29 protein-coding genes and 1 tRNA gene are annotated in these 25,821 nt (G+C 44.1%); 27 read left to right on the forward strand and 3 right to left on the reverse strand.

The annotated features are described in order from the left end of the window. Positions 1–139: 139 nt before the first annotated feature. Complete coding sequence (locus BGP76_RS00535) at positions 140–724, reverse strand: hypothetical protein (RefSeq protein ID WP_147407337.1); 585 nt, start codon at positions 722–724, stop codon at positions 140–142. 462 nt (positions 725–1,186) lie between these two features. On the opposite strand from BGP76_RS00535, the gene BGP76_RS00540 reads away from it, so the two are divergent. The 7 genes from BGP76_RS00540 to folB all read left to right on the forward strand — a co-directional run bounded on the left by BGP76_RS00540 (position 1,187) and on the right by folB (position 7,690). Further along, positions 1,187–1,738, forward strand: coding sequence for a transposase (locus tag BGP76_RS00540; RefSeq protein ID WP_119843229.1), 552 nt, complete (start codon positions 1,187–1,189; stop codon positions 1,736–1,738). A 374-nt stretch (positions 1,739–2,112) separates the two neighbouring features. Beyond that, entirely contained in the window at positions 2,113–4,380 is a 2,268-nt protein-coding gene (locus tag BGP76_RS00545; protein WP_119843230.1) for an aconitate hydratase, read from the forward strand. 121 nt (positions 4,381–4,501) lie between these two features. Continuing rightward, a complete protein-coding gene (greA, locus tag BGP76_RS00550; protein WP_073120331.1) occupies positions 4,502–4,972 on the forward strand; it encodes a transcription elongation factor GreA in 471 nt (156 codons plus the stop codon). 5 nt (positions 4,973–4,977) lie between these two features. Beyond that, complete coding sequence (locus tag BGP76_RS00555) at positions 4,978–5,376, forward strand: HIT family protein (RefSeq protein WP_073120330.1); 399 nt, start codon at positions 4,978–4,980, stop codon at positions 5,374–5,376. Between the two features lie 5 nt (positions 5,377–5,381). Further along, positions 5,382–6,302 carry a WD40 repeat domain-containing protein gene (locus BGP76_RS00560; RefSeq protein WP_158583970.1) on the forward strand — a complete coding sequence of 307 codons (921 nt, stop codon included), beginning with the start codon at positions 5,382–5,384 and terminating at the stop codon, positions 6,300–6,302. A 166-nt stretch (positions 6,303–6,468) separates the two neighbouring features. Beyond that, on the forward strand, positions 6,469–7,329 hold the full coding sequence (locus BGP76_RS00565) for a DivIVA domain-containing protein (RefSeq protein WP_073120326.1): 861 nt from the start codon (positions 6,469–6,471) through the stop codon (positions 7,327–7,329). Positions 7,330–7,333: 4 nt separating this feature from the next. Beyond that, complete coding sequence (gene folB / locus BGP76_RS00570) at positions 7,334–7,690, forward strand: dihydroneopterin aldolase (protein ID WP_073120324.1); 357 nt, start codon at positions 7,334–7,336, stop codon at positions 7,688–7,690. Positions 7,691–7,693: 3 nt separating this feature from the next. On the opposite strand, the gene BGP76_RS00575 is transcribed toward folB, so the two are convergent. Next, on the reverse strand, positions 7,694–7,996 hold the full coding sequence (locus BGP76_RS00575) for an iron-sulfur cluster assembly accessory protein (protein ID WP_073120323.1): 303 nt from the start codon (positions 7,994–7,996) through the stop codon (positions 7,694–7,696). Positions 7,997–8,062: 66 nt separating this feature from the next. On the opposite strand from BGP76_RS00575, the gene BGP76_RS00580 reads away from it, so the two are divergent. From BGP76_RS00580 to BGP76_RS00630, 11 genes are all read left to right on the forward strand, one after another. Further along, positions 8,063–8,584 carry a hypothetical protein gene (locus BGP76_RS00580; RefSeq protein WP_073120321.1) on the forward strand — a complete coding sequence of 174 codons (522 nt, stop codon included), beginning with the start codon at positions 8,063–8,065 and terminating at the stop codon, positions 8,582–8,584. 12 nt (positions 8,585–8,596) lie between these two features. Next, a complete protein-coding gene (locus tag BGP76_RS00585; RefSeq protein WP_073120319.1) occupies positions 8,597–9,004 on the forward strand; it encodes a YkvA family protein in 408 nt (135 codons plus the stop codon). Continuing rightward, the gene (locus BGP76_RS00590; protein ID WP_073120317.1) at positions 8,994–9,173 is read left to right on the forward strand and encodes a hypothetical protein; all 180 of its coding nucleotides are present in this window, start codon (positions 8,994–8,996) and stop codon (positions 9,171–9,173) included. Before BGP76_RS00585 ends, BGP76_RS00590 begins: the two co-directional genes overlap by 11 nt. A gap of 76 nt (positions 9,174–9,249) precedes the next feature. Further along, entirely contained in the window at positions 9,250–11,664 is a 2,415-nt protein-coding gene (gene pheT / locus BGP76_RS00595; protein ID WP_119843232.1) for a phenylalanine--tRNA ligase subunit beta, read from the forward strand. Position 11,665: 1 nt separating this feature from the next. Continuing rightward, positions 11,666–11,962: a hypothetical protein gene (locus tag BGP76_RS00600; RefSeq protein WP_073120314.1), complete on the forward strand. Its 297-nt coding sequence runs from the start codon at positions 11,666–11,668 to the stop codon at positions 11,960–11,962. Between the two features lie 9 nt (positions 11,963–11,971). Further along, positions 11,972–12,256: a cell division protein ZapA gene (locus BGP76_RS00605; RefSeq protein ID WP_073120312.1), complete on the forward strand. Its 285-nt coding sequence runs from the start codon at positions 11,972–11,974 to the stop codon at positions 12,254–12,256. 63 nt (positions 12,257–12,319) lie between these two features. Further along, positions 12,320–13,882 (forward strand): ribonuclease Y, encoded by a 1,563-nt coding sequence (rny, locus tag BGP76_RS00610; RefSeq protein WP_119843233.1) that lies wholly within the window; start codon positions 12,320–12,322, stop codon positions 13,880–13,882. A 144-nt stretch (positions 13,883–14,026) separates the two neighbouring features. Next, the gene (locus BGP76_RS00615; protein ID WP_119843234.1) at positions 14,027–14,359 is read left to right on the forward strand and encodes a rhodanese-like domain-containing protein; all 333 of its coding nucleotides are present in this window, start codon (positions 14,027–14,029) and stop codon (positions 14,357–14,359) included. A gap of 66 nt (positions 14,360–14,425) precedes the next feature. Continuing rightward, positions 14,426–14,992, forward strand: a complete 567-nt coding sequence (locus BGP76_RS00620; RefSeq protein ID WP_119843235.1) for a YeeE/YedE family protein — start codon at positions 14,426–14,428, stop codon at positions 14,990–14,992. A gap of 13 nt (positions 14,993–15,005) precedes the next feature. Next, entirely contained in the window at positions 15,006–15,419 is a 414-nt protein-coding gene (locus BGP76_RS00625; protein WP_119843236.1) for a DUF6691 family protein, read from the forward strand. A 120-nt stretch (positions 15,420–15,539) separates the two neighbouring features. Next, positions 15,540–16,016 carry a GyrI-like domain-containing protein gene (locus BGP76_RS00630; protein WP_119843237.1) on the forward strand — a complete coding sequence of 159 codons (477 nt, stop codon included), beginning with the start codon at positions 15,540–15,542 and terminating at the stop codon, positions 16,014–16,016. A gap of 699 nt (positions 16,017–16,715) precedes the next feature. On the opposite strand, the gene BGP76_RS00640 is transcribed toward BGP76_RS00630, so the two are convergent. Then, entirely contained in the window at positions 16,716–17,543 is an 828-nt protein-coding gene (locus BGP76_RS00640; protein WP_221409826.1) for a YgcG family protein, read from the reverse strand. A gap of 105 nt (positions 17,544–17,648) precedes the next feature. Between BGP76_RS00640 and BGP76_RS00645 the strand changes: the two genes are divergently transcribed. The 9 genes from BGP76_RS00645 (at position 17,649) to fucP (ending at position 25,799) form a co-directional block, all read left to right on the forward strand. Then, positions 17,649–18,242 carry a LemA family protein gene (locus BGP76_RS00645; protein WP_099597441.1) on the forward strand — a complete coding sequence of 198 codons (594 nt, stop codon included), beginning with the start codon at positions 17,649–17,651 and terminating at the stop codon, positions 18,240–18,242. Positions 18,243–18,368: 126 nt separating this feature from the next. After that, entirely contained in the window at positions 18,369–18,665 is a 297-nt protein-coding gene (trxA, locus tag BGP76_RS00650) for a thioredoxin (RefSeq protein WP_119843240.1), read from the forward strand. Between the two features lie 78 nt (positions 18,666–18,743). Beyond that, a tRNA-Arg gene (locus BGP76_RS00655) sits at positions 18,744–18,815 on the forward strand. 643 nt (positions 18,816–19,458) lie between these two features. Continuing rightward, positions 19,459–21,066, forward strand: coding sequence for a UxaA family hydrolase (locus BGP76_RS00660; RefSeq protein WP_119843241.1), 1,608 nt, complete (start codon positions 19,459–19,461; stop codon positions 21,064–21,066). Then, positions 21,063–21,839: an SDR family NAD(P)-dependent oxidoreductase gene (locus BGP76_RS00665; RefSeq protein ID WP_119843242.1), complete on the forward strand. Its 777-nt coding sequence runs from the start codon at positions 21,063–21,065 to the stop codon at positions 21,837–21,839. The genes BGP76_RS00660 and BGP76_RS00665 overlap by 4 nt, the downstream gene beginning before the upstream one ends. A gap of 112 nt (positions 21,840–21,951) precedes the next feature. Then, positions 21,952–22,803 (forward strand): fumarylacetoacetate hydrolase family protein, encoded by an 852-nt coding sequence (locus tag BGP76_RS00670; RefSeq protein ID WP_119843243.1) that lies wholly within the window; start codon positions 21,952–21,954, stop codon positions 22,801–22,803. After that, complete coding sequence (locus BGP76_RS00675) at positions 22,800–23,633, forward strand: amidohydrolase (RefSeq protein WP_119843244.1); 834 nt, start codon at positions 22,800–22,802, stop codon at positions 23,631–23,633. The genes BGP76_RS00670 and BGP76_RS00675 overlap by 4 nt, the downstream gene beginning before the upstream one ends. Before the next feature lie 27 nt (positions 23,634–23,660). Further along, positions 23,661–24,443 carry an SDR family oxidoreductase gene (locus BGP76_RS00680; RefSeq protein ID WP_119843245.1) on the forward strand — a complete coding sequence of 261 codons (783 nt, stop codon included), beginning with the start codon at positions 23,661–23,663 and terminating at the stop codon, positions 24,441–24,443. 57 nt (positions 24,444–24,500) lie between these two features. Continuing rightward, positions 24,501–25,799: an L-fucose:H+ symporter permease gene (gene fucP, locus BGP76_RS00685; RefSeq protein WP_255416018.1), complete on the forward strand. Its 1,299-nt coding sequence runs from the start codon at positions 24,501–24,503 to the stop codon at positions 25,797–25,799. Positions 25,800–25,821 lie beyond the last annotated feature (22 nt).

A 25,821-nucleotide genomic window follows, 5' to 3' on the forward strand; every position in this document is an offset into this window, starting at 1 on the left:
TCATCCCCACTTTTGGGAAGGATAAAACGGGACTTTTGCGGGTGTTTTTGCAGTGAAACTGCCATATTGACGGTCACAATAGAGAGGTTCTTTTAGGTCTGTTTATTATGCCTTGCATGGCAAATGCGATAAATAACTGCTACCTCCATTTGCTCAAAAGGTTCTTGGTCTTTTCGCTGATGCTTCTTTCCATTTCAGATCGTTCTGATTTGGCTATAAGTTTAGGGATGTGTGAAATGACAGTTTCAATTGGAATTCCGAATGTTTGTTCATACATATTATGATCAATATCTTGATATGTTATTTTAAAATCTTTATTTCTATCAATCTTTCCTTTTATTTTAAACCTGAACTCAGTTTTGCTATCAACACTAAAAGTTTCATATAATTCAGTCCCCACAGTGTTAATTGGCTTTTCTTCACCAAACAGTACTTCTAAAATCATAGACGTATTTTTCTCTAATTTTAGTGTAAATAAAACTTCTGAGTTATTTACATCATAATTAACGGACCACCTTGGACGGATTCTAAGTAAATCCTGATGTTCTTGCTTTTCTATGTTCAATAAAGACATTAATGCAATGGACTCATTAGCTTCAACTGTCTTTTCTAGTTCCTGTCTTTGAAGTTTAAGCTCGCGCATTTGAAGAGAAATGGTGAGTAATAATCCTAAAAAGGCAAATCCAGAGAAAAGGGTGTTTAAAATACCGTAGTTATCACCCATATTAGTGTTATTATCGAACCCGAATATGGGCATAATATTCGGGAAATATCTCCAGGCCATGAACACAGCAATTGCTAAGAAGCCATAAATGATGAATATTCCATAACTAGATGGCTGGGCATCTTTCTTTTTTAAATTGGATCGAAGTATTACTAATATCTCGGCATTGATTATGAGTAGTGTTATTGTTACTAACAGAAGGCATCCGATGATTGCTAACGACATAGAATAGGTATAATTGATTTCTTTACTTAAAAATGTGTGCTTCTACTTAGCATGAAGATATGGACTTTATCAATAGGTGGCCACACTGATTTGGAATAAAAAGCATTTCCGTTGTTCGACTTTTGTAAAGTCGAACCCAATCGTCCTCGTCTGTGACGAGGATGTCATGGTAGAGCATTTGTAATGCGATAAATAACCACAAGTAAGAATATTCGCATTTTTCATTATCTTCCCTAGATGTCTGGAGATAGATATTTAATAGCAGATCAACAAGCCATTTACTTTCTGACATTAACGGTGGTGGATTGGGTTGATGTTTTTACCAGAAAGGAACATAGGCTGAAAATAGTGGAAAGCCTATCCTACTGCCAATCACATAAGGGGTTAATTTTATATGCTTGGGTGGTCATGAGTAATCATTTGCATTTGATCGCCTCTGCCAAAGAGGGCTATATTTTGTCTGACATCATCAGAGATTTTAAGAAGTTCACAGCCAAAGCTATCATAGCAGGTGTCTCTACTGAGCCAGAAAGTAGGAGAGACTGGATGCTGTATCGATTTGAGTTTGCGGGCAAGTTCTTGAAACGGATCAAGAAGTATAAGTTTTGGCGAGATGGCAATCACGCAATCGTATTGGATACGAATCACCTGATGGAACAGAAGCTGCATTACATTCATCACAATCCAGTTGAGGCATTGATCGTATCAGAGCCAGAGCATTACATCTTTAGTTCGGCTCGACAATATGCGGGTCAAGTTGGGTTGATTTCATGTGTTTTGATAGAATAACTAAGTTACAAACTTAGGACCAGTGCATCCTCGTCACAGACGAGGACGATTGGGTTAGCGCCGTTTAAAAGCACTTTTTGTGATTAGGGGTAGGTGCTGGTATGTATGAAGTGAGGGACAGAAGGTGAAAGCCCACCCTGTTTCCACCATGCAATGGATGGTGGAAAAGCGTTCCGCTAAACCTTGACCAACCCTGACCTTTACTTACAACACATCGCCATTGCCTGATGCAGTGAGAGGCACGAACACGTAGATCAGGCAATCCCTAGTCCTAGCAGAACAGCCTTTCTTTGCGATCAATCCCACAACTCCCTTTATTATATCTCGTTTATTGTTAAATTGGAATACAATTCATAAAGCAAAAAATACTTTCTATGGCATTTGATCTCGATATGATAAAAAAGGTTTATTCTCAAATGGGGGATAGAATCAACAAGGCAAAGGAATTGACAGGTAAGCCGCTGACCCTGTCTGAGAAAATTCTCTACTCGCATCTCTACGATGGTGTGCCAAACGAGGAATACAAACGAGGGGAGTCTTATGTGAATTTTGCGCCAGATAGAATTGCCTGCCAAGATGCAACGGCTCAGATGGCACTCTTGCAGTTTATGCAAGCGGGCAAACCCAAAGTCGCAGTACCTACGACAGTTCACTGTGATCACCTGATTCAGGCGAAAATCGGAGCAGCAGCAGATTTGCAAAATGCGCTCAATACTTCCAATGAAGTATTCAATTTTCTGGATTCTGTCTCTAGCAAGTATGGAATTGGGTTTTGGAAGCCAGGAGCAGGGATCATTCACCAAGTGGTATTAGAAAATTATGCCTTCCCCGGTGGACTGATGATCGGTACGGATTCACACACTGTGAATGCTGGAGGACTAGGAATGGTCGCTGTAGGTGTCGGTGGAGCGGATGCCGTAGATGTAATGGCAGGCATGGCTTGGGAGTTGAAATTCCCAAAACTGATTGGTGTCAAGCTAACGGGTAAAATGAACGGCTGGACTTCAGCGAAAGACGTGATCTTGAAAGTAGCGGGGATACTCACTGTAAAAGGCGGTACTGGAGCGATCGTCGAATACTTTGGCGAAGGAGCTAAAAACCTATCTTGTACAGGGAAAGGAACCATCTGTAACATGGGGGCAGAGATCGGAGCGACGACCTCTACCTTCGGCTATGATGATTCAATGGAGCGATACTTGAGAGCTACCGACCGTGCAGAAGTGGCTGATTTGGCTAACGGCATGAGAGAGCACTTGACGGGGGATGACGAGGTATATGCTAATCCAGAAAAATACTTTGATCAAGTAATAGAAATTGACCTTGACACCCTTTCTCCTCACGTGAATGGCCCATTTACACCGGATTTGGCTACACCTATTGCAGAGATGGCAGAGAAAGCCAAAGCCAACGATTGGCCTACTAAAGTAGAGTGGGGGTTGATTGGGTCGTGTACCAACTCTTCGTACGAGGATATGTCCAGGGCTGCATCAATTGCTGAGCAAGCTGTAGCCAAAGGTCTCAAGCCTAAGGCAGATTTTGGGATTAACCCTGGCTCAGAACAAGTGCGATACACTATTGAAAGAGATGGTATTCTTGATGTTTTCGAAAAGCTAGGAACAAGGATATTTACCAATGCCTGTGGGCCGTGTATTGGGCAGTGGGATCGTGCTGGAGCTGATAAAAAGGAAAAGAACACCATTGTCCATTCGTTCAATAGGAACTTTGCCAAGCGAGCAGATGGTAACCCAAATACGCACGCATTTGTAACCTCTCCCGAAATGGTAGCGGCTATTGCGATATCTGGTGATCTGGGATTTAATCCTATCACGGATACTTTGACCAATGACAAAGGGGAGCAAGTGAAGCTTGACCCTCCAAAAGGAGAAGAGCTGCCATCAAAAGGATTTGATGTAGAGGATGCAGGCTATAAGGAACCAGCGGCTGACGGCTCAGGTGTTGAGATAGCAGTCAGTCCCGACTCCAAGCGCCTACAATTGTTGTCTCCATTTGCCGCATGGGATGGTGAAAATATCACGGGAGCTAAACTGTTAATCAAAGCAAAAGGGAAGTGTACGACGGATCATATCTCTATGGCAGGGCCATGGCTGAGATTCAGAGGTCACTTGGATAATATCTCTAATAACACCCTTACAGGTGCTGTGAATGCGTTTAACGGAGAAACAGACAGTGTAAAGAACCAGTTGGATGGGTCGCATGGTGCTGTGCCAGATGTGCAGAGAGCTTACAAAGCAGCAGGAATCCCGACGATTGTCGTGGGTGATCATAATTATGGAGAGGGTTCGTCTAGAGAGCATGCCGCGATGCAACCAAGACACTTGGGTGTGATCGCAGTATTGGTGAAGTCTTTCGCCAGAATCCACGAAACCAATTTGAAGAAGCAGGGGATGTTAGGGTTGACATTCGCTAGCGAAGCAGATTATGACAAAATTCAGGAGGATGATGTTTTTGACTTTGTGGATTTAAAAGAATTCGCACCAGGCAAGCCATTGACGATTGTAGCGAAGCACGCCGATGGATCGGAGGACAACATCCTTGCAAACCATACGTATAATGCTGGTCAGATTGAATGGTTCAAAGCAGGTTCTGCATTGAACTTGATCAAAAAGCAAAACAACGCGTAAGTCAGTAATCATTGATTATTGTTGGTTTTTGCGTAGTTTTGCATTCAAGCTTGTAGAAAAAATGAAGAAACGGTTTCAGAAATGAGGCCGTTCTTTTTTATATATATCAATAAGAAAAAAAATGGCAGTATCATATTATACCGCAGAAGGATTGAAGAAGCTCAAGGATGAGCTCAACGAATTAAGAACAAAAGGAAGAACAGATATCGCTAAGCAGATCGCTGAAGCTCGTGACAAGGGGGATCTTAGTGAAAACGCAGAGTACGATGCAGCAAAGGATGCTCAAGGTTTGCTAGAACTCAAGATTGCTAAACTCGAGGTAGTTGTAGGAGACGCTAGAGTGATGGATTCGTCACAGATCGACTTGACGAAGGTATCTGTACTGTGTACAGTCAAGATCAAGAATGTGAAGAGTGGCATGGAAATGAAATATACGTTAGTCGCTGAGTCAGAGGCTGATCTCAAATCTGGTAAAATTTCAGTAGAGTCTCCATTAGGTAAAGGACTGTTGGGCAAGAAAATCGGTGAGAAAGCTATCGTCAAGGCACCTGCAGGTGATATTGAATTTGAGATACTCGAAATCGGATTGTAATTATCATGGCGAGCATCTTTACCAGAATAATCAATCGTGAGATTCCTGCACATATAATAGCAGAGACAGATGACTTTATTGCTTTCTTAGATATCAATCCGTTGGTAGAAGGGCACTGCTTGGCAGTGCCTAAAGTGGAGATTGATTATATTTTTGATCTTCCTGATGACACTATGTTGGGACTACATCGTTTTGCTAAAAAAGTAGCGGCAGGGATAGAACAAGTGATCCCATGTCAGCGCATTGGTGTGACCGTGATCGGTCTGGAAGTGCCACATGCACATGTGCATTTGATTCCTATCCAGGTAATGGATGACATGAATTTTGCTCGACCTAAACTATGTCCTGGTTCAGAGGAACTGGCTCAAACTGCGATAAAAATCAAAGAAGCTATTTCGTTGTAAAATTTATGTCTACACTACCCAAAGTAGAAATAACCAAAATTCATACCTATACGGGGCACAAAGATGCTGTATATACCATAGAGCCAGGGGGTGAAGATCATCTGTTTTATTCCTCTGGGGGAGATGGGCATGTGATCGAGTGGGATCTACATAACTACGAGAACGGTAGATTGATTGCAAAAGTGGATTCTTCGGTATATGCGCTTTGCTATGTTCCAGAGCATGATATTCTAATTGTTGGTCAGAACTATGAGGGGATTCATTTGATCAGGTTGTCAGATCGATCAGAAGCAGGGTCGTTGCAGTTAGGTAAATTGGCAATCTATGATATTCAATACACTCAGGGGCTTGTTTTGGTAGCATGTGCAGAAGGAGAGTTCTTCATTATTGACATGAAGTCGCTAAAAGTACTTAAGCGTTCAGTCATGTCTGAAAAGAACCTTCGAGAGATATTAGTTATAGACGATAGATGTTTCGTAGGAGCAAGTGATGGGCAGATTATTCGAGTTGATTTGAAGTCTTTTGAGATCGAAAATCAAACGATGGTACACGAGAAGTCGGTGTTCGGATTGGCTCATCACGTAAAGGATCAAGTGCTATTGACTGCTAGTAGAGATGCACGACTCAAATACTGGGATGTGTCTCAGCAGGAGAACGAACTGGAAAGTATCAATGCGCACATGTATGCGATCAATGATGTGGTGTTTAGGCCTGACTATCAGTATTTTGCTACAGCTAGTATGGACAAGACGATCAAGATATGGGACTATGAACAGCGTCGTCTGATTAAAGTCATAGACAAAGCACGACATGGAGGGCACTTGACCTCTGTTAACAAGCTGATTTGGTCGGGGTTTAAACAATTCTTGATTTCATGTAGTGACGACCGCTCTATATCCGTCTGGGATATTAATATTGCAAAATAATGCGTATTATTGCACAGTAAGCCGCCCTTATAGATAAATAAGCCACCAGTATTTACGTACTAATTATGTAATTTTAATTAGTGGGGACCGAGCTCATATTTTAATGGTTTTCATTAATTAAGCGATTCTACAGGGATTCCTGTGGAAAGGGTTTAAAGTTTAAGTTATGAAAATTACTCCTCTAGAAATTAGACAAAAATCTTTTGAAAAGGCTTTCCGTGGTATCAACAAGGAAGAAGTCACAGCATTTCTGATTTCTTTATCCCATGAGTGGGAGAGAATGTTGGATGAAAACAAAGATCTCAAAGGGGATGTTTCCAAGCTGGAAAAGGAAGTGCAGAAGTTGAGAGAAGTAGAAACTACCCTCTTCAGGACGCTAAAGACAGCAGAAGATACAGGAGCCAATGTAATTGATCAAGCCAATAAGACCGCTGAGCTACACATGAAGGAGACGCAGATCAATGCTGAGGCAATGGTCAGTGAAGCCAAGAATAGAGCGCGTGCACTTATCGATAAGGCAGAAGATCAAGCGAAGGAGATCATCGAAGAGATGAGTCAAGAGGTGAAAGAGATCGAGGAGAACTACCGTGTCATAGAAAATATGCGAGATGGAGCGATCTCCCAACTCAAAATCATGTCTAGTGAACTGATGAGTAAGGTGGAGAAGTCTAAGTATCAGGAGTCTGGTATCGAAGTGCATCTCAAAAAAGTGAAACAGATGCTTCGAGAGACTAGCGAGAGAGTGGAAAGCAAAGCGGAAGAAATTAATTTTGATGCAGAGGAGTATAATAGACCAACTCCTAAAGCCATCCCTAAGGCTAAACTGGATATGGATCAATCTTCGAGCTTTGAATATTCCGAAGATGATGAGCTACAGGTGAAGAAGAATTATATCTCGGATCAAAACCCAATCTCTCGTGATCAAGCGGGGACGCCTGTCAAGCCTGCAGCCAAAGCAGCTGCCAAGGTGGTAGAAAAGAAAGTATCCAATAAGGATTTGTCATTTTTCGATCAATTAGAAGACTAATTACATGCTAGTAAAGCTGGAAGGGCTTGACTTTTTTTCGCATCATGGATTTTATGCGCAAGAAAGAGAAATAGGAAATAAATATACTGTGGATGTAGAAGTTGAGCTTGCCGATCCAAAATCTTTTGAAGATGGGGATTTGGACGCTACAGTCAATTATGAGATCATCTACAGCCTCGTAGAGGGGATTATGAAAGTCCCTACCAAATTATTAGAGACGCTATCCATGTCCATTAATCATCAAATCCTCGAAAAATTCCCTCTAATACTATCAGTGAAGTCTACCGTGAGTAAACACAACCCTCCGATCAAAGGAGTGTGTCACAAAGCTTCTGTCACACTCAGATTAGAGAACCTTTAGTAATTAGTTGTTGCCAGGCTTGTTAAAGCTGAAGCCTCTCGCGTCAGATTCCTCTATGAAGTCTACCTCTAGGCCTATTAAGTACATGACGTGTTTTTTGTCAATGACAATCGGGATGTTTTCCTGCGAATAGCTGATATCAGCATCATTGGCCTTGTCAAAACCTATCACATACCCCATCGCACCACATCCACCTCCCTTGATACCTATGCGCAGTGCATAGTCTTTGGGGATGCCTTTGTTGTCCATGATGTTTTTGACTTCTATGACGGCTTTGGCGGTGATGTTGACGGGTTCTATATCCATGAATTGATTTGTAGCTTTGCTAAGACAAAATTACTTATTTTTGACTTAGACATAAACGAAATTTAATTGGAAGCACTTATAGAATTCGGAAAAATTATCTTGCCAGCAGGCGCAGTACTTTACGCTATGTTTTTGATGACGAGGCTTTTTATCCGAAAGGAGTATGATAGTAAGTTGATCGAGATCAAATTAAAAAATACTGAAGTCGTATTGCCCATCAGACTGGCTGCTTATGAACGGATTTGCCTGTTTTTGGAGCGTATCATGCCCAAGAATTTAATCGTAAGACTAAACGTTGGCGAAATGAGTGCGTTAGAGTTTCATCAAGTGTTGTTGCACGAAGTTCGTGAAGAGTTTTCTCACAATGTTTCTCAGCAGGTGTACATGAGTGTGCAGGCCTGGGAAGTGGTCAGTAGTGCCATGGAAGAAATCGTGATGATAGTCAATGAATGTGCGAGTTCTTTAGGAGAGGATGCCAAGAGCATAGATTTGGCTAGAAAGGTTTTTGAGAGAGTGATGGAGCGAGAGCATCTTCAGGTTGATTATGCACTGGTGTTTATCAAAGAGGAAATACAACAGAATTTTTAAATTCGAATGAGTATGAACAAGGAAAAAGTATTTAAAAAGTATAAGGATAAAGCTGAGGGCTTGTTGAAGGATAATGATAGAATCAATAACCTACTGAGTACCACTACGCATAGACTGACGGATCTAATCGGGAATAGTGACAAGATCGCTAACCTAGTAGATAAGGTGGGTGTCTTTTTGAGAATGATCAAGGCGCAGGTCAGAGGGCACTACAGTGAATTGCCATGGCGTACGATGTTATTGGCAGTTGGTGCATTGCTTTATTTTATCACGCCATTAGATATGATTCCTGATTTTATCCCAGCTTTGGGATTGACGGATGATTTGGCCATTATCTTTTGGGTGTATAATAGCATCAAAGAAGATATTGAACAATTTAGACTTTGGGAAAATACTATAGAACTAGAGAATGAAGCCTAAGACTATGCAGCGCCTAGGAATCCTCGGTGGATTTCTATTGATTTTCTTGGCTACTTCTGAGTTTTTGCGATCCTACAGACTGGGTGATCCGAAGTGGATGTATCTGGTGATGGTGTTCGGAATGGCGATTGTGCTTGCCTCTACACTTATCCGAAAAAGAAGAAGCTAATTCTACCGCTCAGACTCCCTTATTTTCTTAATTTTACGGCTTGTTTTATCCGCAGCTAAAAAGCTTATTTATATAAATGAAGATTTCACTTAATTGGTTAAAGGAATATATTGATCTAGGAGAGGAAATAGGCGTCATTTCAGAGACCTTGACCAATACAGGATTAGAAGTAGAAGGGTTAGAAGAGGTAGAAGAAATCAAAGGCAGTTTGGCTGGGATGGTGATCGGTGAGGTCAAAACGTGCACCAAGCATCCTGATGCGGATAAGCTGAGTCTGACTACTGTAGATATTGGACAAGATGAATTGTCGCCCATAGTTTGCGGCGCACCTAATGTAGCGGCGGGACAGAAAGTAGTAGTAGCGACTGTTGGTGCTATGCTATATCCTAGTGAAGGCGACCCATTCAAAATCAAGAAGGCAAAGATTAGAGGAGAGGTTTCTCTCGGGATGATCTGCGCTGAGGATGAACTAGGTCTAGGGAGTTCTCATGATGGAATTATGGTTTTAGACACTGATTTGCCCAATGGTACTCCTGCAGCCGAACTGTTTAAACCTACCACAGATACGGTCATCGAGATAGGACTAACACCTAATCGTGCAGACGCAGCATCTCACTACGGTGTGGCACGTGATCTCAAAGCTGCTTTTGAGCGTCCCACGAAGTTTCCAGATCTGTCTTCTTTCAAGGTAGATAGTCAAAGCAAACCAATAACAGTCGAAGTAGAAAATGCAGAAGCATGCCCTCGGTATTCGGGACTGACCATCGCTAACGTCACGGTGGCAGATTCTCCTAAGTGGCTCAAGGCTAGATTAAACAGCATAGGCTTGACTCCTGTCAATAACATCGTAGATGTGACCAACTATGTTTTACATTCGTTGGGGCAGCCGCTTCATGCTTTTGATCTCAGTGAAATCAAAGGAAATAAAGTAATCGTCAAGACAGTAAAGGAGGGTACGCCTTTCGTAGCATTGGACGAGAAAGAAAGAAAATTGTCCGCCAAAGATCTTATGATCTGTAATGCCTCCGAAGAGATGTGTATCGCAGGGGTGTTTGGAGGAGTTAAATCTGGGGTCAAGTCAACCACTACAGATATTTTTCTAGAGTCTGCTTATTTCTCTTCTGACTATGTGAGGAATACTGCGACGAGACACAGTTTGAAAACCGATGCGTCATTTAGATATGAGCGAGGTACTGATCCGAGGATTACGGTAGATGCCTTGAAGTGGGCAGCTATTTTGATCAAAGAAGTGGCAGGTGGAGAAGTGAGCTCTGATATCATAGATATATACCCAGAGACGGTTCAAGATTTTACTATCCAAATGTCGTATTGCAATATCAATAGGCTGATAGGTGTCGAGCTACCTAAGGAGAGAATCAAATCCATCTTGGAGCACCTAGATATAAAAGTCAGTCATGAATCCGATACGGGGTTTCAAGTAGATGTGCCGCCATATCGATTCGATGTGACGCGTGAAGCGGATGTGATCGAAGAGATTTTGCGCATCTATGGCTATAACAATATTGAGTTAGGGGATTATTCCACAGCAGGCTACTTGGCCAATTTTCCCACTCCAGATAGAGAGAAAATTCAGGAAAAGACAGGACTGTACCTTTCTGCACTTGGCATGAATGAGATCATGAGCAACTCTCTCACCAATCCTGAGTATCTAGCGAAGGCAGGATACTGGGAAGCTGATGAGAATGTCGAAGTACTCAACAAACTAAGTGAAGAACTCGGAATCATGCGACGCACCCTGATATTCTCAGGTTTGGAAGCGCTCAAGCACAATATCAATCGGAAGCAACCGAATCTGAAATTCTATGAATTTGGTAGAGTGTATCAGAAACAAGCCGATCAGTATAAAGAGGAACAGCAGCTTGGATTGTTTTTGACTGGGGATCAGTCAGAGGAAAGTTGGAATGTGGATAAAAAGACGTCTGATTTTCATGAATTGTCATCGATCGTACATAAATTATTAGATAAATTCAGCGTAGCGGATTTTCAATCAGTACCTACACAGAGTCAAGGGTTTGAGTATGGTTTGGATATCATGCTGAACAATGTGGTTTTGGTGTCTTTTGGGAAGTTAAAAGCGAAATTGACTAAGATTATAGGTGTGAACCAGAGCGTGTTTTATGCTGAGTTTAACTGGTCTAAAATGCTCAAAAAGTACGGGAAGACAACGTTGTATAAAGCGGTGTCAAAATTCCCAGAGGTGAGAAGAGATTTGTCACTCGTGATAGACAAGAAAACCGAGTTTAGTGAGATCATGGAGATCGCGCAGACGATAGGAAGAAAACTGATCAAGAGGATCAATGTGTTTAGTGTCTATGAGGGAGAGAATATCGGAGAGGACAAGAAGTCTTACGCTTTGAGTTTTATCCTTCAGGATGAAAATAAGACCTTGAATGATAAAGTGATCGACAAGACGATGAATGCCTTGATCGATAGTTTTGAAAAGAATTTGAACGCAATAATAAGAAAATAACATGGCTGAAAGTCGTCTCAGATCTGAACTGAATCAACTGGAAAGGAAGTTGGTTTTATTGCTAAGTGACTTCAAAAAGAAGGATGCTGAGATAGAGATGCTCAAGCTTGAAAACCAAAAACTTAAACTACACTTGGAAGAGAAAGACGAGAAAATGGCGAGCTTTCAAAATCAAGATAAAATTAGTAAAATTGTGAATAGCATGGTAGTGGATGAGAATGACACTGAAGCTTTAAGCAACTTGCTGAGTGAATATATAAATGAAGTTGATAAGTGTATTGCTCACTTGAGCGAATAAATAGCCTCAATGACAGAATTATCAATAAAAATAAAGATTGGAAACAGAGAGTACCCGATGAAGGTATCGGCCGAAGAAGAGGCTAGAATACGTGCTGCGGGTAAAAAAATAAATGAAAGGCTGAGATTCTATCAGGATCAGTTTCAGATAGATGACAAGCAGGATTTATTGGCTATGGTAGCGATAGATTGCTATGTGCAGTTGCTACAGACCTCAGAAAACCGACAGGAGACTGACGAAACAGCCATGGAACAAATAAGCAAACTCAACCATTTAATCTCTGAAGCACTCTAAATATATTCACTTTCAAGTCGTGTTGTCGTAAACCTATACCATGATTAATTATATATATACATCATGGAAAGTACAATTTATATTGTTGTAGCGCTGGTAGGAATCATTATTGGTTTCTCTATCAGCAAAATCTTAGCTAAAAGAGCTGAGGGTAAAAAAATAAATGAAGCAAAAAGTAAAGCAGAGATCATCCTGAAGGAAGCGACAATTGATGCGGAGAATATAAAGAAAGAGAAGGAAATAGAAGCAAAGGAGCGTTTTCTCAAACTTAAATCCGAATTCGAAGAGGAGAGTAATCGCAAGAAAAATCAAATCATTGCTAACGAAAACAAGGTCAAGCAGAGAGAGAGTAACCTATCTAAGCAGATCGAGCAGAACAAACGAGCCGAAGCAGAACTAGAAAGCCAAAAGGAAAATCTAGAGGCGCAAATGGAGATCGTCAAACGGCGAAAAGAAGAGATAGACAAACGCAAGGAAGAACAAACACTAGCCTTAGAGAAAATCTCACATCTGTCCGCAAGTGAAGCGATAGATCAACTAAAAGAAACGCTCAAGGATGAAGCACGAACCAAGGCATCATCCCACATCAAGGATATCATAGAAGAGGCGAAACTGACCGCCACGAAGGAAGCGAAGAAAATCGTGATTCAAACGATTCAACGTACCGCTACCGAGCATGCGATAGAAAACTGTGTTTCTATCTTTAATATCGAGAGTGACGACATTAAGGGTAAAATTATCGGTAGAGAGGGACGGAATATTCGTGCGCTAGAAGCCGCTACAGGTGTGGAAATTATCGTAGATGATACACCAGAGGCGATTATTATCTCAGGTTTTGACCCTGTACGCAGAGAGGTAGCGAGACTGTCGCTGCATAGATTGGTGACGGATGGACGTATCCATCCAGCGCGAATCGAAGAGATCGTAGCGAAGACCACTAAAAATATAGAGGAAGAAATTGTAGAGATCGGAGAGCGTACGGTGATTGATCTAGGAATACATGGTCTTCACCCTGAGCTAATCAAGATGGTGGGGCGTATGCGTTTCAGATCATCTTACGGACAGAATTTATTACAGCATTCTAGAGAGGTAGCTAAGCTTTGTGCGACTTTAGCTTCAGAACTAGGACTGAATGCGAAACTGGCGAAGAGAGCAGGTTTGCTACACGATATTGGAAAAGTATGGCCAGAGGAACCAGAGCAGCCACATGCGATCTTAGGGATGGAATTGGCGCAAAAATACAAGGAAAACAAAGAAGTCTGTAATGCTATCGGCGCACACCATGACGAGATAGAAATGACCTCATTGATCTCGCCAATCGTCCAGACCTGTGATGCGATTTCTGGCTCTAGACCTGGCGCTCGCAGAGAAGTCATGGAGTCGTACATCAAACGTCTAAAAGACTTAGAAGCGCTAGCACTAGGGTTTGAAGGGGTGCACAAATGCTATGCGATCCAGGCGGGGCGTGAGTTGCGCGTGTTGGTCGACGCAGAGAATGTATCAGATAAGCAGGCAGGGGATTTGTCTTTTGGTATTTCCTCTAAAATAGAGAACGATATGCAGTATCCAGGACAGATTAAAGTGACTGTGATCCGTGAGATGAGATCAATCAGTTACGCGAAGTAGTTCTGCTTTAAGAAACGAAAAAAAGCCTATTGCAGCAATGCGATAGGCTTTTTTTCGTTTGGGTCTGTCATAGCGTAACATATGTTACAACATGAGATGCTGCGAGGCGCTAGTTTTGTTGTATAGATATTTAAATCAATCAGAATGGGATTATTGGATTTATTAGGATTGGGGAAAAAGAGAAAGAAAGCTATGATAGAAGCATTGAAAAACGGAGCAGTGATCGTCGATGTGCGGTCTCCTGCAGAGTTTCAGGGAGGACATGTCGCTGGAGCGCACAATTATCCTTTGGATAGAATAGGTAGTCAGTTGGAGGGGCTTAAAGCTGCAGGGAAGCCAGTGGTATTCTGCTGTGCGAGTGGTATGCGAAGCGGGAGGGCTACCTCTCAGGCCAAGTCTGCAGGGATCACTGCCTACAATGGGGGCGGATGGATGTCACTCAATGGTATAGTACAAGAATTGAAGGAATCTCACTGATTCGATCTTGGGGAGGAAACTAATTTTAGCCGAAAGGTGTATTCACAGTAAGCAAACGAGAAAAAAATGATAGAATGGATAAGTCAGCCTTGGCCCTGGTATGTGGCTGGGCCTTTGATCGCCGTGGTGTTGGTGGTCTTGATGTATTTTGGGAAGCGATTTGGGATATCGAGCAATCTAGAGACGATGTGTTCCATAGCAGGAGCAGGGAGATTCGTGGATTATTTCAAAGTGGACTGGAAGGATAAAGTTTGGAATTTGGTATTCGTGTTCGGAACGTTGATTGGAGGCTATATCGCACATGAGTATTTGACACCAGATACTGCCGTCGCGATCTCCCAGTCTACGGTCGATAGCTTGAAGCAGTTTCAGATTATCGATGCTGGGGTAGATTATTTGCCCAAGGAACTCTTCTCTTGGGAGTCATTGTTCACGCTCAAGGGTGGTCTGTTGATGGTGTTGGGTGGTGTATTCGTAGGTTTTGGGACGCGCTACGCAGGTGGGTGTACATCAGGGCATGCGATCACGGGGCTCAGTAACCTTGAGTTACCATCACTGGTGGCTGTCATTGGTTTTTTTATAGGTGGATTGATCATGACGCATTTGGTCTTACCTCATTTATTGGCACTCTAAAACACGACACAAGATGAAATTTATCAAATATTTATTGACAGGTATATTTTTTGGAATCGTGCTGAGTAAGTCGGAAGTGATCTCATGGTACCGCATCTATGAGATGTTTCGGTTCGAGTCCTTTCATATGTATGGCGTGATTGGATCGGCAGTAGTCGTGGGGGCTATCTCTATTTTATTGATCAAGAAGCTTCAGCTCAAAGGAAGGGATGGTCAGCTCATGAGTCTTAAACCCAAGGAAAATGGGTTCAAGGCGTTGCTATTTGGAGGGACGATCTTTGGATTAGGTTGGGCGATGACGGGGGCGTGTCCGGGCCCGATGTTTATCATCGTGGGACATGGTGCTCCTGTGTTTTTGGTGGTGATTCTGAGCGCTACGATTGGAGCATTCCTCTATGGAGCAGTGAAGAAGTACTTGCCACATTGATAGTAAACGGTAGTGAATTTAACATATCAAAGTCCACAGGGTATTTGCCTTGTGGACTTTTTTGTGGAAGGATGATGGGTGGGTATATTTAAGTTTTAATCCCAAAAGTGTGAAAATGATATGCAGCCAAGAATAGAACAATTGGAAGAAAAGAAGCTCGTAGGCGTGCGACTCAAGATGAGTATGGCCAACAACCGTACGGGGCAACTTTGGGGTTCATTCATGCCTAGGAGGAGTGAAATCAAAAACAGCTTGACTAAGGACGTGGTGTCCATGCAGATATACGATGCTACCCACTTCTTGAATTTTAATCCCCAGCGTGAGTTTGAGAAGTGGGCAACTACTCAGGTTTCTGATTTTGGGATGATCCCCGAAGGGATGGAGTCTTTCGTTTTGCCAGGAGGAGCGTATGCGGTATTCGACTACAAGGGATCCAGCGCAGATCACAGTGTTTTTGAGTACATCTTCGGCAGATGGCTGCCCAATTCGCGCTACGAATTGGACGATAGGCCGCATTTTGAAGTCTTGGGAGCGAAGTATAAGAACAACGATCCAGACTCGGAAGAAGAGATTTGGATTCCCATCAAGCGTGTCTAAAAAATCTTACCGCTCAACTAATCTTCGATTCTGATCTCGTCAGAGAGTTCGTTGGTGTCGTCTTCTCGTACGATGAACCCATTGGTTAGCAGCAAATCTTTGCACTTGAGCACGGCATTTGCCAACCCTTTGGCTGTTTGGTTGCTTTTGATTCCTTCTACTACAAGTCCGACTACTTCGCTCCAGTCGTTTTCTTGGATTTTGGCGTTGATGCCTTTGTCTCCGAGGACTTGGACTTGATGCTCCAGTTCGCTCACATAGATGAGTATGCCCGTCCTGTCTATGGTCGTGAAGACCTCTTCTTGCAAGAACATGTCACGAGCCTTGGTCAATACACGGTGTGCGATGACGCCATCTGGGATGAAGCCCAGACGTAGTGAAGGCACGAAAGTCAATAGAATAAATCCGAGCGCCATCAAAGCGAATAGATAGATGCTGGTGTAGAGTATAGTGAAGTTTTCGGGCAGGAGCCATAGCCATGACATGGTCCCGAGGATCACTATTCCTGCTACACCGAGGATGGCGGATAGTTTCCAAGCCGCTTCGTTGTACTCGTCGCTGTTTCGTGCAAAATAGATGACGATCTCTCCCGAAGATTCATTTTCGAGACTTTGTATAGCTTCTTTGACGATCTGTTTGTCGTCTTCTGAGAATGTAAATTTCTTTTTCATGATAGGATGTCTATGATTGGGAATAATACTACCAGCCGCCGGATGCGCCACCGCCTCCGAAGCTGCCGCCTCCACCAGAGAAGCCACCGCCCCCTCCGAAACCGCCGCTACTACCGCCGAATCCTCCGCTGCTGCCATAGAATCCGCCACCACCGTAGTAGGTGCCCCCACCACTGCTGCCTCCACCGCCTCTGCTGCCGATTCCGAATATCAAGGAAATCACAAATGCGATCACTGCAAATACGATACTGCTAAAGATATAGCCCACTACGAGGGCAAGTACGATGGAGATGGCTGTCTTGACAAATTTGTTTTTGATCATGCCACTGATCACACTGACGATGAATGCGGCGATCAGTACGCCCCCAAAGGAGTTGGAGTTTCTTTTGCCACTCTGCTGGGCTTGAGTGACGGCTGGGAGGTCTTCGCCTTCGGCGAGCTGGATGATGGCGTCTACCCCTTCGTCTATGCCTGTGGTGAATTTGCCATTGCGAAACTCGGGTACGATGATGTTGTCTACGATGCGTTTGGCATAGATGTCGGGGATGGCTCCTTCGAGCCCATAGCCCACTTCGATACGTACTTTTCTGTCATTTTTTGCGACGAGCAACAATACGCCATCGTCGATCCCTTCTCTACCCAGTGCCCATGCCTCTACGACACGGATGCTATATTGCTCGATGGTCTCGGGACTAGTAGTTGGGACGATGAGTATAGCGATCTCACTGCCTGTGGATGTCCTGAACTGGCCGAGTTTGTCCTCTATGTAACCGATCTCCGCCGGAGTAAGAGTGGCGGTTTGGTCGATGACCTGTCGGGTGAGTTCGGGGATGGCTACATCGTCCTGTGCGAGCACAAAAAAGTGGGTAAAAATGAAACCCGTCAGGACAAAAAGAGTTTTAATATTCTTGATTTTCATTGCAGCTAAATTAGCTAGATTTGTTGCTTAACCAATAAGAACATGAGTAAAAAGTCGTATATCATAATAGGAGTCATTGTTGTAGGCATATTCTTGATTTACAGCAGTATCAAAGGAACGTTCAATAGTATGAACCGTGGCGAGCAGGGGGTCAAAAGCCAGTGGGCCAAGGTAGAATCGCAGTATCAACGACGGTCGGACTTGATCCCCAACTTGGTGAGTGTGGTCAAAGGCTATGCGGATCATGAGAAGAGCACGCTAGAGGCGGTCATCAATGCCAGAGCCAAAGCGACAAGTACGACGATCGACCCATCCAACTTGGATGCTGCTTCGATTCAGAAGTTTCAGGCGGCACAGAGTGAGTTGTCCTCGTCACTGTCGAGACTGCTAGTGTCGGTGGAGCGCTACCCTGATTTGAAGGCCAACAAGAACTTCTCCGAACTACAGGCGCAGCTCGAAGGGACAGAAAATAGAATAGCTGTAGAGCGCAATCGATTCAATGATGCGGTCAATGCCTACAATATATTGGTCACGGACTTTCCGGGTAGAATTTATGCAGGAATCTTTGGCTTCAAAGAGAAGGGCTACTTCCAGTCTGATGCAGGTGCAGAGAAAGCACCCAAAGTGGAGTTTTAAAGAATTGAAATGTACTGGAAAAGCGTCGGTAGGAGAAACTCTTGCTGACGCTTTTTTGTTTGCAGTCTAGTGATGGAGTAGCACGTCGTTGCTTCAATCTGGTAGAACAATAAAATAAAGAAATACATGGCGACATTTTCAGATATGATCAATAGTGACCAACCTGTGTTGGTGGATTTTTATGCAGACTGGTGTGGACCTTGCCAAATGATGGCTCCTGTGTTGGCGGAGTTATCTACAGAGCTCGGCGACAAGGGGAAAGTCATCAAGGTCGATGTGGACAAGAATCAAAAAGCTTCGCAGGTGTACAAGATTCAAAGCATCCCGACGCTGATCTTGTTCAAGAAAGGCAAAATCCTCTGGCGCCACTCCGGTACAGCGGACAAGGGACAGCTCAAGGCACTGATCGAGTCGTACGCTTAGCGGTTCACTAGACCTGCATTGAAAATACGAGGTAAAGTCTGCTTATTTAGAAATGGATTTTTAGATTTGTCCCTCTCTGGCCCTGTAGTTCAACGGATAGAATAGTCGTTTCCTAAACGATTGATCCAGGTTCGATCCCTGGCAGGGCTACTTTTCTGTTCCTTATTGATGATGAATGGGGTGTGAACCCAACTCATCCTCGTTTGTAACGAGGATGGCATGGTTTAGCCTTTGCAATGTGACTAATTAAGCGCACGCTCCCTCTGGTCTTAGCGTCCGCTGCGACCCAAAATGTAGAAGGGCGTCCGCCCAATGTTGATGTTTTACAGGATGTGACTATCTTGTACACATGGGTAGAAAATACCTCGACTGGGCGTAGAATGAAATAGCAAAAAAAGAAAAGATCACTAGGCGTAGAATTTTCTACGCCTTTGTATTTTGTAAGGAGCAGAGTTTAGCATTTTTCAAATGCGGGTTTGTGAAGTGGAATTGGTTGGTGGTGTAGATAATGAAGTGTAGATGAAACCTACACTTAGTGTTAAACTAATCTAGTTGGTGCCAAATCTGCCCCTTCGGGGTTGAAATCATCGAATAAGGAACGCGTTGCAAACGTGCCCCATCGGGGACAGTATTTTCCTTTTGACTTATTAATGAAGCTATACTATCACTTCTAATCTTCGTGCTATGGTCTATAAAGAGTTGTGCACATGTGTGCGCAGCTCTTTAATGTCTTTCTCATTGCCACAGTTAATTGGCTTTACTAATTATGTAGTAGTAGAAATAAAAATGGAGCATGACGAACGAGAGATTTCTGAGAATTGATGGCAGAGACAATGTGCTGGTCGCACTACAGGATTTGAAACCAGGAGTGGTAGAGGTGGATGGTGTGGCTATCGATGTGCCTCAGCCAGTGCCACAGAAGCACAAATTTTTGACCGAGTGCTTGAGCAAGGGCGATAAGATATACATGTATGGGGTGCCTGTAGGTAGCGCGAACGAAGACCTGCCCATCGGTACGATGATTACGATAGAGAATGTGACGCATTTCGCTGATCCCATCTCACTCGACAATAGAAAAAAATACGAATGGCAAGCTCCAGATGTCTCGGCATGGGAGGAAAGGACGTTTCAGGGCTACCATCGACCAGATGGGAAGGTGGGAACGGCCAACTACTGGCTTTTCATTCCTTTGGTCTTCTGCGAAAACCGCAACCTTAAAGTCATTGAGGAGACCTTGAAGTCCTCGTTGGGCTACAAAAAGCCCAACGAGTATTTGCAGTATGCTCATGAATTAATCGGTGGGGTGATGGAACAAGAGATACCGTTGCGAAATCGAGTGTTTGAAAATGTAGACGGCATCAAATTTCTCTACCATGACGGAGGGTGTGGAGGTACACGTGGTGACGCAGAGACGCTCTTGCGTTTGCTGGCAGGTTATCTACAGCACCCGAATGTCGCGGGGGCTACAGTCCTGAGTCTGGGTTGTCAACATGCGCAGGTGCAGTGGTTTCAAGAGATTCAAGAGGAGCTATATCCGCAGGCAAGCAAGCCAGTGATCTATTTGGAGCAGCAGGTCATCCAATCGGAAGAGAAGTTGATCAAAAAGGCCATTGCTGATACGATCGAGCAACTCAAAGAAGCCAATCAGATCGAGCGCAAGCCAGCGCCACTGAGCAAACTGGTCGTAGGGCTGGAATGTGGCGGTTCGGATGGGTTTTCAGGTATTTCTGCCAATCCTGCGGTAGGCTATGCATCAGACTTGTTGGTGGCGCTGGGGGCTTCTACGGTATTGAGTGAATTTCCAGAGTTGAACGGCGTAGAGCAAGACATCATTGATCGATGTACAGAGGATCGTGTGGCAGAGAAGTTCGTGGATATTCAGCGGGCCTACGAAGCACAAGCCAAAGCGGCTGGTTCAGGTTTTGACATGAACCCTTCGCCTGGCAATATCAAAGATGGTTTGATTACTGACGCGATCAAATCTGCCGGTGCGGCGAAAAAAGGAGGACGAGCACCCGTGAGCGATGTGTTGGATTATACAGAGCCAGTCACCCGTCCAGGACTCAATCTACTATGTACACCAGGCAACGATGTGGAATCTACCACAGGACTGGCAGGATCGGGTGCGAGTATTATCCTCTTCACTACTGGTTTGGGTACACCGACAGGCAATCCATTGGCTTCAGTAATCAAGATATCTAGCAATACGAGCCTTCGCGAACGCATGAGTGATATCATAGATTTGGATGCAGGGCCAATTACTCGTGGTGAAAAAAACATAGAACAAGTAGGAGAAGAGATTCTAGAAAAAATAATAGCCGTTGCTAGTGGTGAGAAAACCAAAGCGATGGACTTAGAACAAAACGATTTTATACTTTGGAAAAGAGGAGTGTCACTATGAAAAAATTTGATTTAACAGGAAAACGTGCCATTGTCACGGGTGGTGGTAGCGGTATCGGTAGAGCGATTTCACTATCGTTGGCCGGAAATGGCGCGAAGGTATCCATCCTCGAGCTCAACGAAGAGGGAGGTCAGTTGGTCGTTGATGAGATCAAGGCAGCTGGTGGAGACGCTGAAACCATTGCTTGTGATGTGTCCAAGTTGGAGAGTGTGCAGCAGGCATTTGATCGAGCAGTAGGCGAAGAAAACCTTGATATACTGGTCAACAATGCGGGTATCGCGCATGTAGGCAATGTAGAAAATACAACTGCGGAAGATTTGGATAGGGTCTACTCTGTCAATGTCAAAGGCGTGTACCACTGCTTGCAAACGGGTGTTGCAAAGATGAGAGATGGGGGAGCTATCGTCAACCTGTCTTCGATTGGTGCACATGTAGGCCTCAATGATCGCTTTGCTTATTCGATGAGCAAAGGGGCTGTGCATACCATGACCTTGTCGATTGCCAAAGATTACCTAGGGCAACAGGTTCGATGCAATAGTATATCACCTGCTCGGGTCCATACGCCATTTGTGGATGGGTTTATATCCAAAAATTACCCAGGAAAGGAAGGGGAAATGTTCGAAAAATTATCACAAACACAGCCTATTGGTCGAATGGGTAAACCACAAGAAATCGGTGACTTGGTACTGTATCTATGCTCAGACGAGGCGTCTTTTATTACAGGGTCAGATTTTCCGATAGATGGAGGTTTTGTGACGCTCAATGGCAATTGATCCGAGCGGCCTTTTTAGTTTGACTAGTCACATGCAAAGAGATGTTTTGAGAAACAGCGAGTGACTGTTTATGAGATAAGAGAATTTTTACAATCAAAAAATACGAAGAATCATGAAATTATTTAGATATAGAAAAGATGGGAAAGTATGGCCTGGTGTAAGTACTGGTGATACACACTATAGTTTGGCAGGGCACGTCCAAGATATCGACAGGGATTTTTTCGAGTCACCGGATGCTTTTAGCAAGGTAGAGGAGTTGATCGAAAAAGGTCAGCTGGAAGCGATAGAGACCCCTGAGTTTGATGCACCGATCTATCGCCCAGGCAAGATCATATGCATCGGATTGAACTACAGGAAACATGCAGAAGAAAGTGGTATGGAAGTACCGAAAGAGCCTGTGATTTTTTTCAAGGCAACATCCAGTCTGTGTGGTCCCAATGACAATGTGGTGATCCCAAAAGGAAGCGAAAAGAGCGATTGGGAAGTCGAATTGGCTGTGGTGATCGGCAAGACCGCTAGTTATGTGAGCAAAGAAGAGGCTATGGATTATGTTGGCGGCTATGCCCTACACAATGACGTGAGCGAAAGAGCTTACCAGCTCGAGCGTGGTGGTCAATGGGTGAAAGGCAAGAGTTGCGATACATTCGCGCCACTCGGACCCTATATTGTGAGTACTGATGAGGTGGCTGATCCACACAACCTCAACCTATGGCTCAAGCTCAACGGCGAGAAGATTCAGGATGGATATACGTCAGATTTTGTGTTTGATATCCCGACTGTGATCAGTTACTTGTCAGAGTTTATGACTTTGGAACCAGGGGATGTGATCTCCACGGGTACACCTGCAGGCGTAGGGTTGGGATTTGATCCTCCAGTCTATTTGAAACCAGGAGATGTGATGGAATTGGGTATCGATGGTCTGGGTACATCCAAGCAAACAGCTGTAGCACACCCAGACGCATGAGACTCGATGCACACCAGCACTTTTGGCAGTTTGATCCGCTGAGGGATACCTGGATCACCGAAGAAATGGCTGTGATACAGCGGGATTTTTTGCCCGAGGATTTGCAGCCTCTTCTGGAGGACAAGGGGATAGATGGATGTGTAGCCGTACAAGCAGATCAATCATTGGCGGAGACAGATTTCCTTTTGTCTCTAGCCAATAAGCATGACTTTATTCGAGGTGTAGTGGGTTGGCTTGATTTGAGATCGGATCAATTGTCTGCAGACTTGGAGCGTTATACCGAACAAGTGGTTTTCAAAGGCGTAAGACATATTTTGCAAGCTGAACCGGATGATTTTATGATGGATCCGGCCTTCATGGCGGGAGTGAAGAAGCTGGCGGATTTTGGCTTGACTTACGATGTGTTGGTGCATCAGGGACAGCTGGAAGAGACGCTGCAATTCATCGATCAACTGCCAGAGATGCCGCTGGTGATCGATCATATCGCCAAGCCTCAGATCAAAGAGGCATCTTTCGATCACTGGGCCAAATACATGAAGGCCATAGCTGAAAGAAAGCATGTGACAGTCAAAGTATCAGGTCTGGTGACTGAAGCTGATTGGAAAAATTGGAAAAGGGAGGACTTTACTCCTTACATCGATTTTTGTCTGGAGCATTTTGGGCCAGAGCGCTTGATGTACGGTTCGGATTGGCCTGTATGTCTGCTGGCAGGGAGCTATTCGGGAATATACGACTTACTCCAGTCCCATATCTCCCAACTCTCAGATACAGAACAGGGGCATATTATGGGAGGCACGGCTGCTAAATTCTACAGCCTACCTCAATACTAATTACGCAGTACTCAATACAAGAAAAACATGGATTTAAAACTAAAAAATAAAGTTTTCATCGTAACGGGTGGAGCCAAAGGGATCGGCGAGGCGATTACGCTAGAGCTGGCAGCCGAAGGCGCTATACCTGTGGTAGTCGGGCGATCCGTCGCTGCAGGCGAGGCGATAGAAAAGAAGATAAAAGCAGCGGGAGGTCAATGCCTCAATATCATTGCAGAACTGGGCGAAGCAGAGGTCTGCCAGCGTGTAGTGGAGGAAACCATCGCTACACTCGGTCGCATCGATGGTGTGGTCAACAATGCAGGAGTCAATGATGGTGCTGGCTTAGAAGAGGGTGACCCGGCACGGTTTCGTCAATCGGTCATGACCAATTTGATGCACTATTATGATATGGTGCACTACGCACTGCCACAGCTCAAAGAACACAAAGGGTCGGTAGTGAATGTAAGTTCCAAAACGGCTGTAACAGGTCAAGGAGGTACATCTGGATATGCCGCCAGCAAAGGTGCTCAACTCGCACTGACTAGAGAGTGGGCGGTAGAACTGGCTCCCTACGATGTGAGGGTCAATGCTGTGATCCCTGCAGAGGTAATGACGCCACTCTATGAGACTTGGTTAAACACATTCGAAAACCGAGAGGAGAAATTGAAGAACATTGTAAGCAACATACCATTAGGAAAAAGGATGACCGAAGCAGAAGAAATAGCTGCAATGACGGTATTTTTACTCTCAGAGCGAAGTGCTCATACTACGGGTCAGTGGCTGTTTGTAGATGGTGGTTATGTACATTTTGACCGATCAGTTACCTGAGTCAAAAGATAAAGTTGAAAATGCAGAGATTAGCATTTTTTTATAAAGCAAAAAAGCATGATGAAGACGAATGAAACAGTGGTGTCACGTAAGGTATTGTTACCTTTCGTTTTAATCACCTCACTATTTGCCCTTTGGGGTTTTGCCAATGCGGTGACCGACCCGATGGTGTCGGCTTTCAAGAAGGTATTGGAATTGAACAATTTTCAAGCCTCGCTGGTACAGTTGGCTTTTTACGGTGGTTATTTTACCATGGCTTTGCCTGCATCTATGTTCATCCGCAAGTACTCCTACAAAACAGGCGTATTGATCGGTCTGGGGTTGTATGCGTCGGGAGCCTTGTTGTTTTATCCGGCTGCCGTTACCCAGCAGTTTGGTTTCTTTTTGATGGGACTCTATGTATTGACTTTTGGACTGGCTTTTTTGGAAACCACCGCCAATCCCTACATCCTATCTATGGGAAGCAAGGAGACCGCCACACGTCGGTTGAATCTGGCTCAGGCTTTCAATCCAGTGGGCTTGATTGGTGGATTGTTAGTGGCGCAAAATTTCGTGCTAGCCAAACTTCAGTCCGATGACGTCAACTTTGGTGGGCTGTCAGAGAGTGCCAAAGCGACGATCCGACAGTCTGACTTGATGGTCATACGTGATCCATACGTGGCGCTAGGTTTGGTGGTGATAGCTGTATTTGTACTGATTGTCATTAGCAAAATGCCAGAGAGCAAAGATGAAGAAGATAGCCTGAGTACTTGGCAGATCATCAAGACATTGGTCCAAAGGGCGCACTACGCACAGGGGGTGTTGGCTCAGGCTTTTTATGTAGGTGTACAGATCATGTGTTGGACCTATATCTACCAGTATGCCGAATCGATCGGAGTGGATGGTGTCACGGCAGGCAGTTATCAGTTTGCGGCTTTTGTGCTGTTCTTCTCGGGGCGTTTTATTTGTACCTTTCTGTTGAGGTATATCAATTCGGGCAAATTGCTCACACTGCTTTCGGCTCTTGCTATTGTATTTGTCTTGGGGACCATTTTTATCCAAGGGATGATTGGGCTGTATTGTTTGGTGATGGTTTCGTTTTGTATGTCTCTGATGTTTCCGACGATATACGGTATTGCCTTGGAAGGCTTGAGTGAGGACGAATCCAAGATTGGCGCAGCAGGTTTGGTGATGGCGATAGTGGGAGGGGCCTTGATGCCTACCCTACAAGGGATGATATTGGATTTGGGAGGAGCAGGGTATTCGGATATTGAGATTCTCGGTGTTCCAGAAGTCAATTTTTCTTTCGTACTACCCTTGTTGTGCTTCCTGTTTATCGCCAGCTATGGCATGCGTGTGATGAAAGGGAAAATTTGATTACGTGTTGCAAATAGGTACC

Source organism: Reichenbachiella sp. MSK19-1, from assembly GCF_003590315.1.
GTDB lineage: Bacteria > Bacteroidota > Bacteroidia > Cytophagales > Cyclobacteriaceae > Reichenbachiella > Reichenbachiella agariperforans.

Bases quoted from the DNA above. Each gene is read 5' to 3' on its own strand.
- BGP76_RS00535 (WP_147407337.1), bottom strand. From the start codon at position 724: ATGGGTGATAACTACGGTATTTTAAACACCCTTTTCTCTGGATTTGCC.
- BGP76_RS00540 (WP_119843229.1), top strand. From the start codon at position 1,187: ATGTCTGGAGATAGATATTTAATAGCAGATCAACAAGCCATTTACTTT.
- BGP76_RS00545 (WP_119843230.1), top strand. From the start codon at position 2,113: ATGGCATTTGATCTCGATATGATAAAAAAGGTTTATTCTCAAATGGGG.
- greA (WP_073120331.1), top strand. From the start codon at position 4,502: ATGGCAGTATCATATTATACCGCAGAAGGATTGAAGAAGCTCAAGGAT.
- BGP76_RS00555 (WP_073120330.1), top strand. From the start codon at position 4,978: ATGGCGAGCATCTTTACCAGAATAATCAATCGTGAGATTCCTGCACAT.
- BGP76_RS00560 (WP_158583970.1), top strand. From the start codon at position 5,382: ATGTCTACACTACCCAAAGTAGAAATAACCAAAATTCATACCTATACG.
- BGP76_RS00565 (WP_073120326.1), top strand. From the start codon at position 6,469: ATGAAAATTACTCCTCTAGAAATTAGACAAAAATCTTTTGAAAAGGCT.
- folB (WP_073120324.1), top strand. From the start codon at position 7,334: ATGCTAGTAAAGCTGGAAGGGCTTGACTTTTTTTCGCATCATGGATTT.
- BGP76_RS00575 (WP_073120323.1), bottom strand. From the start codon at position 7,996: ATGGATATAGAACCCGTCAACATCACCGCCAAAGCCGTCATAGAAGTC.
- BGP76_RS00585 (WP_073120319.1), top strand. From the start codon at position 8,597: ATGAACAAGGAAAAAGTATTTAAAAAGTATAAGGATAAAGCTGAGGGC.
- BGP76_RS00590 (WP_073120317.1), top strand. From the start codon at position 8,994: ATGAAGCCTAAGACTATGCAGCGCCTAGGAATCCTCGGTGGATTTCTA.
- pheT (WP_119843232.1), top strand. From the start codon at position 9,250: ATGAAGATTTCACTTAATTGGTTAAAGGAATATATTGATCTAGGAGAG.
- BGP76_RS00600 (WP_073120314.1), top strand. From the start codon at position 11,666: ATGGCTGAAAGTCGTCTCAGATCTGAACTGAATCAACTGGAAAGGAAG.
- BGP76_RS00605 (WP_073120312.1), top strand. From the start codon at position 11,972: ATGACAGAATTATCAATAAAAATAAAGATTGGAAACAGAGAGTACCCG.
- rny (WP_119843233.1), top strand. From the start codon at position 12,320: ATGGAAAGTACAATTTATATTGTTGTAGCGCTGGTAGGAATCATTATT.
- BGP76_RS00615 (WP_119843234.1), top strand. From the start codon at position 14,027: ATGGGATTATTGGATTTATTAGGATTGGGGAAAAAGAGAAAGAAAGCT.
- BGP76_RS00620 (WP_119843235.1), top strand. From the start codon at position 14,426: ATGATAGAATGGATAAGTCAGCCTTGGCCCTGGTATGTGGCTGGGCCT.
- BGP76_RS00625 (WP_119843236.1), top strand. From the start codon at position 15,006: ATGAAATTTATCAAATATTTATTGACAGGTATATTTTTTGGAATCGTG.
- BGP76_RS00630 (WP_119843237.1), top strand. From the start codon at position 15,540: ATGCAGCCAAGAATAGAACAATTGGAAGAAAAGAAGCTCGTAGGCGTG.
- BGP76_RS00645 (WP_099597441.1), top strand. From the start codon at position 17,649: ATGAGTAAAAAGTCGTATATCATAATAGGAGTCATTGTTGTAGGCATA.
- trxA (WP_119843240.1), top strand. From the start codon at position 18,369: ATGGCGACATTTTCAGATATGATCAATAGTGACCAACCTGTGTTGGTG.
- BGP76_RS00660 (WP_119843241.1), top strand. From the start codon at position 19,459: ATGACGAACGAGAGATTTCTGAGAATTGATGGCAGAGACAATGTGCTG.
- BGP76_RS00665 (WP_119843242.1), top strand. From the start codon at position 21,063: ATGAAAAAATTTGATTTAACAGGAAAACGTGCCATTGTCACGGGTGGT.
- BGP76_RS00670 (WP_119843243.1), top strand. From the start codon at position 21,952: ATGAAATTATTTAGATATAGAAAAGATGGGAAAGTATGGCCTGGTGTA.
- BGP76_RS00675 (WP_119843244.1), top strand. From the start codon at position 22,800: ATGAGACTCGATGCACACCAGCACTTTTGGCAGTTTGATCCGCTGAGG.
- BGP76_RS00680 (WP_119843245.1), top strand. From the start codon at position 23,661: ATGGATTTAAAACTAAAAAATAAAGTTTTCATCGTAACGGGTGGAGCC.
- fucP (WP_255416018.1), top strand. From the start codon at position 24,501: ATGATGAAGACGAATGAAACAGTGGTGTCACGTAAGGTATTGTTACCT.